The organism is Pseudomonas sp. IT-196MI5 (assembly GCF_949767415.1).
Lineage (GTDB): Bacteria > Pseudomonadota > Gammaproteobacteria > Pseudomonadales > Pseudomonadaceae > Aquipseudomonas.
In genome coordinates this window covers 218527-231524 of sequence record NZ_CATKPZ010000083.1, presented here as the reverse complement: position 1 = coordinate 231524, position 12998 = coordinate 218527, and the positions used below count along the sequence as shown (strand labels likewise).

The following is a 12998-nucleotide window of genomic DNA, read 5'->3' as shown; positions in this document are numbered from 1 at the left end:
AGGTTATTCATCCTGCGAGCCACCACCAGCGGTCATCACCTGGATACTCATCCGCGGTGTCGCCAGGTCCAGCCCGGCTTCATCCATGTGCCGCTTGAGTGACAGATTGAACGCTCGCGACACTTCCCACTGCTTGATGGGCGCGGTCTTGAAGCGGGCGCGAAGGATCGCATTGCCCGACTCAAAACTTTCCACCCCCTGAAACTCCAGTGGTGACCAGATATTGCGCCGTTGCAGCGGGTCGGTGCGCATTTTCTGACCAACTTCGCGCATCAGTTTGATTGCGTTGTCGATGTCCATGCTGGCCGGCACCGCGACCCGAAAGATCGCGTAGCCGAATTCCCGGGAGTAGTTCTTGATGCTTTTGATTTCGCTGAATGGAATGGTGTGGACGATGCCGTCGATGTCCCGCAAGCGCACGGTGCGGATGGTCAGGCCTTCGACCGTGCCGAGGTGGCCGCCGACATCCACGTAGTCGTCGATGGCCAGGGAGTCTTCGATGATGATGAACAACCCGGTAATCAGGTCGGCTACCAGCGACTGTGCACCAAAACCGATGGCCAGGCCGATCACGCCGGCACCGGCCAGCAGTGGCGTGACGTTCATGCCCATGTTCGCCAGGGCAACGATCAGCGCGATGATGAAAATCGCCACGAACAGCACGTTGCGGATCAGCGGCATCATCGTCTGCGCGCGGGCATTGGCCAGGCCTTTGCGCGAGCGGGTCAGCGCGTGATGCACGGCGGTGTCGCTGAGAATCCAGATCAGCCAGGCGAACAGCAGCGTGCCGGCGAGGCTGAACAGTTTGACGCTGATGTCGTGGCCGTCGCCTTCGGTGAAGCGGATCAACGACATGCCCCAGACCCGCAGGCCAAGCTCGATGAAGGCCAGCCACACCAGCAGATGAACGATGGTGTAGAAAAAATTTTTCAGCCGTTCCGAATACACGGCGTAACGCCGGATGCCGTGCTGGGGTTTGAGGGCGTAGCGGCGTACCAGGCCGTTGATGACCATGCACAACACCAGCAAAACGGTGCAGATCAGCGACTGGCGCAGGGCGGTGCTGGTGTCGCCAGCGGAAATAAAGGTGGCGAACAGGGAGATGGCCACCAGCACCAACGCCGGCACGTACCAGAAGGTGCCGAGGATCGACAGGGTGTCGTTGAGGGCGCGGCGGGTCAGGCGTCGGGACAACGGCTGGTTGCGGATCAAGTGAGCGATCGGCCGGCGGAAGCGCAGAATGAATCGCCCTGTGGACAGCGCTGCCAGGACATTGGCGACAGTCGCAGCGGTATGGGCCAGATGGCTGCCGAGGCTGTCGACCAGTCGCGGGTCACTCAGCGCTTCGCCAAACGCGGCGAAGCTGCCGATCAGCCACAGCGGCCGAAACGCCTGGTGCCGCAGGATGTACAGGGCGCGGTGGCGGTGCGGGCCGTCGAGCAGGGAAAAGGCAATCACGCAGATGGCTGAGAAGCAGGTGCCGACCACCAGTGCATAGGCCAGTACCATGGCCAGGCTTTTGCCCAGGGACGAGGGCAGGGCGTAACTCATGTAGACCGTGATCACCAGGGCAATCAGCCATGGCCCGAGTTTGCGCAAGGCGAAGCGCAGCATGTCCAAGGCCCGGGGATGTTGCGGCAGTTCTTCGGTCAGGCCGAAACGCATCCGCACGCGGTGGCTGATCCAGATCAGGGCGGCGGCCAGCAGGCTCCAGACCATCAGGATCATGGCAAAGGCGAACAGCATGGGCAGCCATTCATTGGCCGGCAGCGCCAGCGCCACCAGCTCTTCCCTGGCCTGATCGAACTCACTGGACCAGCGCGTGAGCGGACTGTCGTCGCCGGAAAAATTCTTCTCGATGTTGGCCAGGGTTCCGCCAATCAGGCCCAGCACGCCTTCCTCGGTCGTTGGTTGAGCCTTTTTGGTGGTGTCACGGAGCTTTTTCAGATCGGTCAGCAGCTTGGTACGTTGCTGATCGTTCTCCAGAGACTTGATCACTTCGTCCAGGGATTGCCCCAGTGGTTCCTGTGCTTCGGGCTGGGTCTTGGCCTGGCTGCCGAGCAGGCCTGGCAGTCCGGCCGCCTGGGCAGGCGCCACTGACAGCAGCGCGATCAGGCAGGCAAGGAAAATACACGGCAGGGCGAAAAGACGAGCGAACACTAGGCGGTCAACCTCGCAGGGAGCGGATCGGCGAGTGTACGAGCCTGTCAAAATCAATGCGAGCCAAGGGCGATGAATTATTCGTTGAGTTTGGCGAGGATCTTGATCACCACGGTTGCGAGAATGGTCAGCATGCCGATCCACATGCCGAACACGCCGGCGTTTTTATCGCGGAAGTTGAAGCCGACGGCCAGCATGATCATCCCGGCAAGGATCGGGACCAGCATGGCGTGGAAGGTAGACATCGAGATCATGGTGACGGCCTTGTCGGAGGGATACCTGGAGTCTAGGCGGCTTTTTTGCGCGGTGTTGTCTGTAGGAGCGAGCTCGCTCGCGATGGTCGTGAAAGCACCGCGGGGTGTCAGGTGCCCCGCGTTATCGTTGGCTACCATCGTCGGAACGCCGCCCGGAGCAAGCTCGCTCCTACAGGGTATTGTTACGGCAACTCGCTGCAGGCGTAGAACGCGCTCAGCACCTTGACCAGATGCGCCAGGTCATGGCTGCCGCACAGTTCGCGGATCGAGTGCATGGCGAACGTCGGCAGACCGATGTCCACGGTGCGCACGCCCAGGTGGCTGGCGGTGATCGGGCCGATGGTCGAACCACAGCCCATGTCGCTGCGCACCACGAAACTCTGCACCGGCACTTCTTCAGCCATGCACAGATGACGGAAGAACCCGGCGGTTTCGCTGTTGGTGGCGTAGCGTTGGTTGCTGTTGACCTTGATCACCGGGCCGGCGTTGAGTTTCGGTCCGTGGTTGGCATCGTGTTTGTCGGCGTAGTTGGGGTGCACGCCGTGGGCGTTGTCAGCCGAAACCAGCAGGGATTTCTGAATGGTGCGTACCAATTCATCACCTTCAGGCAACAGGCGACGCAAGGTTTGCTCGAGCATCGGGCCGTCGGCACCACACGCCGAGCAGGAACCGACTTCTTCGTGGTCGTTGCAGACCAGCACGCAGGTCTCGTCGGTGTCGGTTGTCAGCAGCGCTTGCAGGCCGGCGTAGCACGACAGCAGGTTGTCCAGGCGCGCGCCAGCGATGAAGTCGCCATGCAAACCAATGACCGCAGCGCTTTGAGTGTCGTAGAAACTCAACTCGTAATCGAGCACCACATCAGCGTTCAGGCCGTGTTCGCGGGCGAGTTGATCGGTGAGCACTGCGCGGAAGTCCACGCGCTCGTCACCGGCAAATTGCGCGAGGATCGGCGGCAATTCGGTCTGTGCGTTGATGGCCCAGCCCATGTTGGCTTCACGGTTGAGGTGAATCGCCAGGTTCGGAATGATCGCGACCGGAGCCTTGAAGTCGATCAACTGGCTTTCGACCTTGCCATCACGCCGGAAGGTTACGCGGCCCGCCAGGGACAGGTCGCGGTCGAACCAGGGTGCCAGCAGCGCGCCGCCATAGACTTCGACGCCCAATTGCCAGAAACCCTGGCGTTGCAGTTCCGGTTGCGGCTTGACCCGCAGGCACGGGCTGTCGGTGTGGGCGCCGACCAGGCGAATGCCGCCGTGCAACGGTGAATGGCGGCCCATTTTGATCGCGACAATCGAAGAGTCGTTGCGGGTGACGTAGTAGCGACCGTTGGTTTCGGTATTCCACGGCTCGCGCTCGTCGAGGCGTTGATAGCCCGCCGCTTCCAGACGCTGAACAAGGCTGGCGGTGGCATGGAACGGGGTAGGGGAGGCCTTGAGGAAATCGATCAGGCCTTGGTTCAACTCTTCGCGCATAAAGTAGCTCCAGACAGCAGTGGCGCCAGTTTAACGTATTGGCTTGGTAAATGGCGTCGCACTGAATGTGGGGCTGGTCATCGAAATCGAATCTGGAGGAGATCCCTGTGGGAGCGAGCTTGCTCGCGATGGCGGAGTGTCGCCAGCATCAATGTTGGATGTGCCTGCCTCATCGCGAGCAAGCTCGCTCCCACAGGGTTTTGTGTACTTGCGCCTAAAACGGTGCCGGACACTCGAAGCGCAGGCGCTCACCGGTCTGGGGATGGGTGAAGCTGAGCATGCTGGCGTGCAGGCACAGGCGTGGCCAGGCCGCCAAAGCCTGTTCATGGGCATAGAGCCCGTCACCCAGCAGTGGATGACCGATCGAGAGCATGTGCACGCGCAACTGGTGGGAACGGCCAGTGATCGGTGTCAGCTCAACGCGGCACCAGTCGCCGCAACGCTCGAGCACGCGCCAGAAGGTCAGCGCATGTTTGCCGAATTCGTGATCGACCACATGCCGTGGCTTGGTCGGCGGGTCGTAGCGCAAGGGCAGGTCGATGCTGCCGCTGTCCAGTTCCGGCTGGCCCCAGCACAGGGCGGTGTAGGCCTTTTCGGTTTCACGGTCGTGAAATTGCCGGGACAGTTCGCGATGGGTATCCGGGTCGCGGGCCAGCAGGATAATGCCGGAAGTCTCCCAGTCCAGCCGATGGACGATGCGTGCTTCCGGGTAGCCGTTTTCTTGCAGGCGGGTAATCAGGCAGTCCTTGTTGTCATCGGCCCGGCCGGGGACGGAGAGCAACAGGGTCGGTTTGTTCACCACCAGTACGGCGGCATCCTGATGGATGATGTGGATGTTGGACAACGGCATTAAAACAGCCTCGTAACAAACGCCAACGGCGGCTCGATCACTTGAGACCCTACTGTAGGAGCTGGCTTGCCAGCGAAAGCATCAACGCGTGGTAACTGTTGCAACGCGCTGTATGCATCGCCGGCAAGCCGGCTCCTACAAAGTGGGGCGCCCAAGTGATCGAGCCGCCGTGGCTCCTGACGAATCGACTCAGCGATCTGGCAGGGTGATGTTGAGTTCCAGAATCGAGCAACTGCCCTGGCTTTCCAGTGCGACATGCACGTCATCGGACCCGATATTGACGTACTTGCGGATCACCTCGACCAGTTCCTTCTGCAAGGCTGGCAGGTAGTCCGGGGTACTGCGTTGGCCGCGTTCGTGCGCCACGATGATCTGTAGACGCTCTTTCGCTACCGACGCGGTGTTTTGCTTTTTGTTGGCACGAAAGAAGTCAAAAAGGTTCATTACCGACCTCCAAACAGGCGCTCGAAGAATCCCTTCTTCGTTACATCGAGAAAACGATGTTCCTTTTCTTTGCCCAAGAGGCGATCAACCGTGTCGCTATAGGCCTGACCTGCGTCGCTCTGATCATCAAGAATCACTGGCACGCCCTGGTTGGAAGCCTTGAGCACCGCTTGGGATTCCGGGATCACACCGAGCAGTTTGATCGAGAGGATTTCCTTGACGTCTTCGACGCTGAGCATTTCGCCTTTTTCGACTCGCTCCGGGTGGTAGCGGGTAATCAGCAGGTGTTCCTTGATCTGCTCTTCGCCACGTTCGGCACGACGGGACTTGCTGGCCAGGAGGCCCAGCATGCGGTCCGAGTCACGTACCGAGGACACTTCCGGGTTGGTCACGACAATCGCTTCATCCGCGAAGTACATGGCCAAGTGGGCGCCTTTCTCGATGCCTGCCGGGGAGTCGCAGACCACGAATTCGAAGTCTTCCTTCAGTGCCATCAGGACTTTTTCCACGCCTTCGACGGTCAGCGCGTCTTTGTCGCGGGTCTGGCTGGCGGCCAGCACGTAGAGGTTTTCCAGGCGCTTGTCTTTGATCAGGGCCTGTTGCAGGTTGGCTTCGCCGTTGACCACGTTGACGAAGTCATACACCACGCGGCGCTCGCAGCCCATGATCAGGTCGAGGTTACGCAAACCCACGTCGAAGTCGACGATAACTGTTTTGTGGCCGCGCAGAGCGAGGCCGGTACCGATAGCGGCGCTGGTGGTGGTCTTACCCACACCACCCTTGCCGGATGTAACCACGAGAATCTTGGCCAAGGTGTTTCACCCCTAAGGAAGAAGGACTTTTCAGTCCCTGAAAAACATCTCCTGAAAAACTACTGCAGTCGGACAGCCTTGGCTGGAATCCGGTTTTGAGCGGCGTTTACCCCCGGTAAACACTGCTTTCGGCCTTTTTCCTACTTCGTTTGAGCCGTTTTCGCTACGTTTTAGAGATGCTTGGAAAATGCGGCAGTATCCGTTAAAGCCGAATGATGTTCAACACGTCGCCGGACAGGCTGACCTGCACACCCGAACCCCATAGAGGGTCGCGGCGCAGGTCTTCGGAAACCTTGTAATGCCCGGCGATGGAAATCAGTTCAGCACTCATTTGCTGACAGAAAATCCGCGCCTTGGCGTCGCCCTTGACGCCGGCCAACACGCGACCGCGCATCGGGCCGTATACATGGATGTTGCCATCGGCGAGAAGTTCCGCCCCCGGGCTGACCGAGGAGATCACCACCAGATCGCTGCCCTGGGCATAGATCTGCTGGCCACCACGTACTGGCGAGGTGATGATTTTCGTCGGTTTGATGCTCGGCTCGGGCGGTTTTTCCGGTTTTTTCTTCGGTTCGCCTTCGGTCAGGTCCAGTGGACGCTCCCGGGCGCCGGACGGTGGCAGCACCGGCAGGTCGACAGCAATGGCGGCGGCAATGTCTTCGATGCGGCTGGCGCGGATCGCCAGGGTACGCAGGCCGTGCTGGCGGCAAACGCGCATCAGCCCTGGCAGATCGACCGCGCCTTCGTTGGCCGGGAGTTTGTCCAGGGCCAGTACCAGCGGCGCGTTGCTGAAGAAGTTGGGCGCCAGGGCGACCTTGGCGGCCAGTTGTCGATCAAGGCTTTCGAGGTCGTTACGGGCCAGTTCCAGCACCGTAATGGCCAGCATGCTGCCCTTCAACTGGAACACGGGATCTTGGTCTAGCGGTTCGGTTTGGCTCATGGTCGGCATACAACGACTTGTCACTAAAAGTGCCGAGACTTATAACGAGAACGCCCGCAGGCCGCAAGCCGGGTCGAACGATGTAGAATGCGCGGCCATTGTCATTCCGGAAGCATTAATGGACCGCCCGCGTTTTCGAAAAGCATTTTTATCTCCACGTTTCTGGCCGCTGTGGTGTGGCTTGGGGCTGTTGTGGCTGATTGTCCAGTTGCCGTATCCGGCACTGCTGGGAATCGGCCGCGTACTGGGCGCATTGATGTATCGCGTGGCTGGCGACAGACGGCGCATTGCCAAGCGCAACCTGGAACTGTGTTTTCCTGAAAAAACCGCCGCCGAACGCAAGCGCCTGCTCAAGGAGAACTTCGCCTCCACCGGCATCGCTTTTTTTGAGATGGCGATGAGCTGGTGGTGGTCGCGCAAGCGCCTGGCGACCCTGGCTCATGTCGAAGGGCTGGAGCATTTGCAAAAGGCTCAGCGCGAAGGCAAGGGCGTGATCCTGATGGCGCTGCATTTCACGACGCTGGAAATCGGTGCCGCGCTGCTCGGCCAACAGCACACCATCGACGGCATGTACCGCGAGCACAAGAATCCGCTGTTCGACTACATCCAGCGCCAGGGCCGCGAGCGGCACAACCTCGATTCGCTGGCGGTGGAGCGCGAAGACGTGCGCGGCATGCTCAAATTGCTGCGCTCGGGCCGGGCGATCTGGTACGCGCCGGATCAGGACTACGGCGCCAAGCAAAGTGTTTTTGTGCCGCTGTTCGGTATTCAGGCTGCGACCGTCACCGCCACGAGCAAGTTTGCGCGGCTGGGCAAGGCGCTGGTGGTGCCGTTCACCCAGGAGCGTCTGGCGGACGGCAGCGGATATCGCCTGGTGATCCATGCGCCGCTCGAAGGCTTCCCCGGCGAAACCGAAGAAGACGACTGCATCCGCATCAACCAATGGATCGAAAGCGTTCTGCGGGAGCATCCCGAGCAATACCTGTGGGCTCATCGTCGCTTCAAGAGCCGTCCACCGGGCGAGCCGAAGCTGTACGCCAAACGTGTCTGAATCCCGCTCTCTGTAGGAGCGAGCTTGCTCGCGATGGTCGTAAAAACGCCGCGGGGCGTCAGGTGCCCCGCGTTATCGTTGGCTACCATCGTCGGAACGCCACCCGGAGCAAGCTCGCTCCCACAAGGGAATAGGTCGTAACAACGAAATCCCATCAAGCACCATGGAGTGTTGTGCATGAGTCCAGGCGAACCGGTTACAGGGTTGATTCTTTCCGGCGGCGGGGCTCGGGCGGCCTATCAGGTTGGCGTTCTGGCGGCGATTGCCGAATTGCTGCCGCCGGGGGCGAGCAACCCGTTTCCGGTGATCGTCGGCACCTCGGCCGGCGCGATCAATGCTGTCAGCCTCGCCAGCGGGGCAATGGACTTTCGTAACGCCATCGAACGCCTGACGGCCTTCTGGCAGGGCTTTCGCAGTCATCTGGTGTTGCGCAGCGACTGGCCCGGGGTGATCCACCAGGCCAGCCGCTTTGTCAGCCACAGTTTGCTCGGCATCGGTAAGCACATGCCGGTGGCGCTGCTCAACAGTTCTCCGCTGCGGGACTTGCTCAGCGACAAGCTGCATATGGGCGGCATCGCCGAAGCGATCGCACAGCAACAATTGCATGCAGTGGCAGTCACCGCGTTCGGCTATGAGTCCGGCCAGGCCGTCACCTTCTATCAGGGGGGTGGCAAGATCGAGGCCTGGTTGCGCCATCGACGCATCGGCGTTCCCACCCAACTGTCCGTTGAGCATCTACTCGCCAGTTCGGCCATTCCGCTGCTGTTCGCCCCGGTGAAAATCGGCGAAGAGTATTTCGGTGATGGCGCGGTGCGTCAGTCGGCGCCGATCAGTCCGGCGCTGCATCTGGGCGCCAGTCGGGTGCTGGTGGTGGGCGTCAGCGGCAACCCCCGCGGCGTCGACCCGCAACAACCCTTGCTGCGCAGCTACACCGGTCAGCAGCCGACCCTGGCGCAGATTGGCGGGCACATGCTCAACAGTACGTTCATTGACAGCCTGGAAAGCGACATCGAGTTGTTGCAGCGCCTGAACCAGTTCAGTCACCTGATGCCCGACGGCACGCCGACCCGTACATTGGGCGTGGCGCCGGTGGACGTACTGGTGATTTCACCAAGCCAGCCAATCGACGAGATTGCCGCGCGACATCGTCAGGAATTGCCGGCAGCACTGCGCCTGTTCCTGCGTGGGCCGGGTGCGACCAAGACCAGCGGGGCAGGGGTGCTGAGCTATCTGTTGTTCGAGGCGGGGTATTGCAGCGAGTTGATCGAACTGGGGCGGCGCGATGCGTTGGCCAAGCGCGGGGAGTTGTGCAGGTTTCTCGGATTGGCGGAGCCTGTGGTTTCGGCTTGAGATAGGCGGTCTGTAGGAGCGAGCTTGCTCGCGATGGACGTTAACGATAACGCGTGTTTCCTGATTCAACGCGTTGCCCTGAAGTCCATCGCGAGCAAGCTCGCTCCTACATGATCAGAAGTGAACCTTGACCAGGAAACTGGTCACACTCTGATCAGTCTTGAAGCCCTGGCTGTCTTCAATCCCGTACTTGTTTTTCCAGTAGTCGTACTCGACACCGACGTACAGTTGCTTGGCACCCAGGTTCAACGCCTTGCCCAGGTCATATTTGACCTGTGGGTTGAAGTGCAGGTTGGCGTGGTATTCGCCTTTGCTGTTGACATCGTTGTCGACGACCCAGTCCATGAAGCCGTCGATCAGCACATCCGAGCCACCCACCGGGATGGTGTAGGACCAGACCGGCGAGACCTGCCAGATGTCGTCGCCCGGGCGGTCGCCTTCGGTGTGGCGGTTGTAGAAGTTCAACTGGAAGTAGTCGAAGCCCGGGATGGCCAGATCGAAGCCAGGGCCGATCAGGTAGGACTCGGTATCGTCTTCACCGAACTCGTAGGTCATGGCCAGCAGCACGTCCTTGATCGGGCCGAACTCGAACTTCTGGTCGAAGATCTTGTTGAACGACAGGCGCGGACTGAGCTCGCCGTAATGGCTGTTCTCGCCCGCGAAATGGTCTTCCTTGCCGTTGTAGAAGATCTTGTCGATGAAGAAGAAGTTGTCGCCGTACTTCCAGCCATCGGCGTGTTCAAAGGTCACCGTCTGCTGGATGCGCGGGTTGACCTGGAAGTCCTTGCCATAGAGGTAGCTCAGGCTGTTGTTCTGCCATTGCAGCAAGTCGCCGGCCATGGCCTGACCCCCCGCCAGCAATGATCCCGCCAGCATCAGGCTAGTGCACGTACGTTTCATTCGGTTGCTCCCAAAAAGTAGGTGGTTCCACGTTATTTTTTTAAGTCAGCGCTCTGGTGTGGCGCCTGTTTCTGTAGCGCTAAAAAATCATCCATTCGGTCAGCTTTAGTGCTGTTAGCAAGAGCTGAGCCAAGGCTTTCAAAAAGCAAAAAAACTCCCGTTCGGCGGCTCAAAAGCGGTCGATTGAGAGGGGTTTTGGAGTGCCTTGGTGCCTGCCAGAGCCGGGATAAGTTGGCTTTATGGTCAGGTTTTACATCCGGGCTTTTTTTTAAACCGGATTCGGGCGGCCGCGGAGAATACTGACTCCTAGGACAGGTCTCAAGTGCTCCGCAACGGCGCACCGACGACAGGTCTGGGGCACGGTTGCGGGGCAGCATCAGAAATGCACCTTCACCAGCAGGCTGGTGGTGTTTTCGTTGGTGTCGAAGCTGGAACTGTTTTCGATGCCGTACTTGTCTTTCCAGTAGCTGTATTCGACGCCGACGTACACCTGTTTCTCCCGCCAGCCCATGGCCTTGCCCAGGTCGTACTTGATCTGCGGGTTGAAGTGCAGGTTGGCGTGATAAGTGCCATGTGAGTTCTGGTCGTTATCCACTACCCAATCCATGTAGCCGTCGATCAGCAGGTTCGAGTTGCCCAATGGCAGGGTGTAGGACCAGGCCGGCGTAATCTGCCAGACATCGTCGCCGGGACGCGAGCCTTCGGTCTGGCGGTAATAGAAGTTCAAGGTGAAAAAATTGAAGCCCGGTACCGCTAGATCGAAACCGGGGCCGATCAGGTAGGCCTCGGTGTCGTCTTCGCCGTTCTCGTAGGTCATCGCCAGCAGAACGTCCTTGATCGGGCCGAATTCGAAACGGCGGTCGAGGATCTTGCCCAGGGAGAGGCGCGGACTGAACTCGCCGTAGTAGGCGTGAGCACCTTTGTTGCGGTCTTTTTCGCCGTTGTAGTAAGTGCTGTCGATGAACATGAAGTTGTCGCCGTACTTCCAACGGTCGGCGTGTTCAAAGGTAATGGTCTGCTGGATCGACGGGTTGACCACGAAGTCCTTGCCGTACAAGTAGCTCAGGCTGTTGGTCTGCCACAGCAATAAATCGCCGGCCATGGCCTGACTCGCGGCCAGCAGGCCGCCACTCAACAACAAGTTGGTTTGTGTCCGAATCATCTGTTGCTCCCTCTTGTTTTTATTTTTGAGGCGCAGGCTGCGACTGACCTGTGGGAGCGAGCTTGCTCGCGATGACGGTATGACATTCAACATCTACGTTGACTGAACCGACGCTATCGCGAGCAAGCTCGCTCCCACAGGTTTTGTGGCTGCTGTATTAATGCGTATGGGCCTGACAGTCGTTGATGGTCGCGCGTTCGGCGCCACCCAGGATGTTGAACAACAGGTTCAGCGTCAGCGCGCTGAGGGTGGCCATGGCGATGCCGCTGTGGGTGATCGGGCTCATCCACACGGGCAGGTGGGCGAAAAATTCCGGGCGTACAACCGGGATCAGACCCATGCCGATGCTCACCGCCACCAGCAACTGGTTGCGACGGTCACCGATGTCGGCTTCCTGGAGAATCTTGATCCCGGTAGCGGCGACCATGCCGAACATCGCAATCGCTGCGCCACCCAGTACTGCCGGAGGAATCGACGCCACCAAAAACGCGGCCTTGGGCAGCAGGCTCAGGACAATCAGCAACCCGCCGGCAACGATGGTCACCGAGCGGCAACGCACGCCGGTCATCTGCACCAGGCCGATGTTCTGGGCGAAGGAGGAATGGGTGAAGGTGTTGAAGAACCCGGCGAAGAACGACGCGCCGGCATCGCACAGCAAGCCGCGACGCAGCATCCGAGGGCAGACTTCCTGGCCGGTGATCTTGCCCAGCGCAAGAAACATCCCGGTGGACTCGACGAAAATGATCACCACCACCAGGCACATCGACAGGATCGGCGCGAGTTCGAATTTCGGCATACCGAAGTGCAGGGGAGTGACGAATTGCAGCCAGGGTGCCTGAGCCATGCCACTGAGGTCGACCATGCCAAGCAGGCCACAGAGCACGTAGCCCAGGCACATGCCGATCAGCACGGAAATATTGACCCAGAAGCCGCGCATGAAGCGGTGCACCAGCAAAATGGTGCCCAGTACCAGGGCGGCGATGGTCAAGTAGATCGGCGAACCGAATTGAGCGGCGCCAGCACCGCCGCCGGCCCAATTGACGGCCACGGGGAACAGCGACAAACCGATCGAAGTGATGACCGTGCCGGTCACCAGCGGCGGGAAGAAGCGCACGACCCTGGACATGAACGGCGCGATGAGCATGCCGAAGAAACCGGCGGCGATGGTCGCGCCGAAGATCCCTTGCAGGCCGATGCCGGGCATGCCGGCCATGGCGACCATGCTGCCGACGGCAGCGAAACTGGCGCCCATCATCACCGGCATGCGAATGCCCATGGGGCCGATGCCGAGGGACTGGACGATGGTGGCAATACCCGCCACCAGCAGGTCGGCGTTGATCAGGAAGGCGATTTCTTCACGACTCAGGCCAGCGGCCTGTCCGATGATCAGCGGAACCGCGATGGCGCCACCGTACATCAGCAGAACATGTTGCAAACCGACCAGGATCAGTTGCAAAAGGGGCAAGCGCTGAATGGCGGGTGCGTCGGGGATGCGCGCTGTGGAGAGCTCGGACATGCAACACCTCGGATCTTTTTTATTCTTTTGATTTTGTGCATCAGGTGGACCGCGGCGCGGCCATTCGCTGGCAAGCCAGCTCCTACA

At 60.0% G+C, this 12998-nt stretch carries 12 protein-coding genes; 2 read left to right on the top strand and 10 right to left on the bottom strand.

Annotated features, from left to right (window positions below; all coding sequences use genetic code 11):
• Nucleotides 1-3 precede the first annotated feature (3 nt).
• From ACM6IK_RS28160 to minC, 7 genes are all read right to left on the bottom strand, one after another.
• Nucleotides 4-2160: a mechanosensitive ion channel family protein gene (locus ACM6IK_RS28160; RefSeq protein WP_414876894.1), complete on the bottom strand. Its 2157-nt coding sequence runs from the start codon at nt 2158-2160 to the stop codon at nt 4-6.
• A gap of 77 nt (nt 2161-2237) precedes the next feature.
• Nucleotides 2238-2414 (bottom strand): hypothetical protein, encoded by a 177-nt coding sequence (locus ACM6IK_RS28155; protein ID WP_177413295.1) that lies wholly within the window; start codon nt 2412-2414, stop codon nt 2238-2240.
• Between the two features lie 182 nt (nt 2415-2596).
• On the bottom strand, nt 2597-3886 hold the full coding sequence (locus ACM6IK_RS28150) for a M18 family aminopeptidase (protein ID WP_414876893.1): 1290 nt from the start codon (nt 3884-3886) through the stop codon (nt 2597-2599).
• Between the two features lie 214 nt (nt 3887-4100).
• Nucleotides 4101-4736 carry an RluA family pseudouridine synthase gene (locus ACM6IK_RS28145; RefSeq protein ID WP_090324073.1) on the bottom strand — a complete coding sequence of 212 codons (636 nt, stop codon included), beginning with the start codon at nt 4734-4736 and terminating at the stop codon, nt 4101-4103.
• Between the two features lie 189 nt (nt 4737-4925).
• Entirely contained in the window at nt 4926-5180 is a 255-nt protein-coding gene (gene minE, locus ACM6IK_RS28140; protein WP_108218992.1) for a cell division topological specificity factor MinE, read from the bottom strand.
• Nucleotides 5180-5992 (bottom strand): septum site-determining protein MinD, encoded by an 813-nt coding sequence (gene minD, locus ACM6IK_RS28135; protein WP_414876892.1) that lies wholly within the window; start codon nt 5990-5992, stop codon nt 5180-5182. Before minD ends, minE begins: the two co-directional genes overlap by 1 nt.
• 202 nt (nt 5993-6194) lie before the next feature.
• Nucleotides 6195-6932, bottom strand: coding sequence for a septum site-determining protein MinC (minC, locus tag ACM6IK_RS28130; RefSeq protein WP_414876891.1), 738 nt, complete (start codon nt 6930-6932; stop codon nt 6195-6197).
• A 118-nt stretch (nt 6933-7050) separates the two neighbouring features.
• Here minC and ACM6IK_RS28125 point away from each other — a divergent pair, with 118 nt between their 5' ends.
• Nucleotides 7051-7983 carry a lipid A biosynthesis lauroyl acyltransferase gene (locus ACM6IK_RS28125; protein WP_414876890.1) on the top strand — a complete coding sequence of 311 codons (933 nt, stop codon included), beginning with the start codon at nt 7051-7053 and terminating at the stop codon, nt 7981-7983.
• A gap of 177 nt (nt 7984-8160) precedes the next feature.
• Nucleotides 8161-9333: a patatin-like phospholipase family protein gene (locus ACM6IK_RS28120; RefSeq protein WP_414876889.1), complete on the top strand. Its 1173-nt coding sequence runs from the start codon at nt 8161-8163 to the stop codon at nt 9331-9333.
• Between the two features lie 114 nt (nt 9334-9447).
• Here the strand turns inward: ACM6IK_RS28120 and ACM6IK_RS28115 are convergent, their stop codons facing one another.
• The 3 genes from ACM6IK_RS28115 to ACM6IK_RS28105 all read right to left on the bottom strand — a co-directional run bounded on the left by ACM6IK_RS28115 (nt 9448) and on the right by ACM6IK_RS28105 (nt 12911).
• The gene (locus ACM6IK_RS28115) at nt 9448-10233 is read right to left on the bottom strand and encodes an outer membrane protein OmpK (protein ID WP_150724586.1); all 786 of its coding nucleotides are present in this window, start codon (nt 10231-10233) and stop codon (nt 9448-9450) included.
• Between the two features lie 376 nt (nt 10234-10609).
• The gene (locus tag ACM6IK_RS28110; protein WP_414876888.1) at nt 10610-11395 is read right to left on the bottom strand and encodes a hypothetical protein; all 786 of its coding nucleotides are present in this window, start codon (nt 11393-11395) and stop codon (nt 10610-10612) included.
• 157 nt (nt 11396-11552) lie between these two features.
• Nucleotides 11553-12911: a nucleobase:cation symporter-2 family protein gene (locus ACM6IK_RS28105; RefSeq protein WP_414876887.1), complete on the bottom strand. Its 1359-nt coding sequence runs from the start codon at nt 12909-12911 to the stop codon at nt 11553-11555.
• Nucleotides 12912-12998 lie beyond the last annotated feature (87 nt).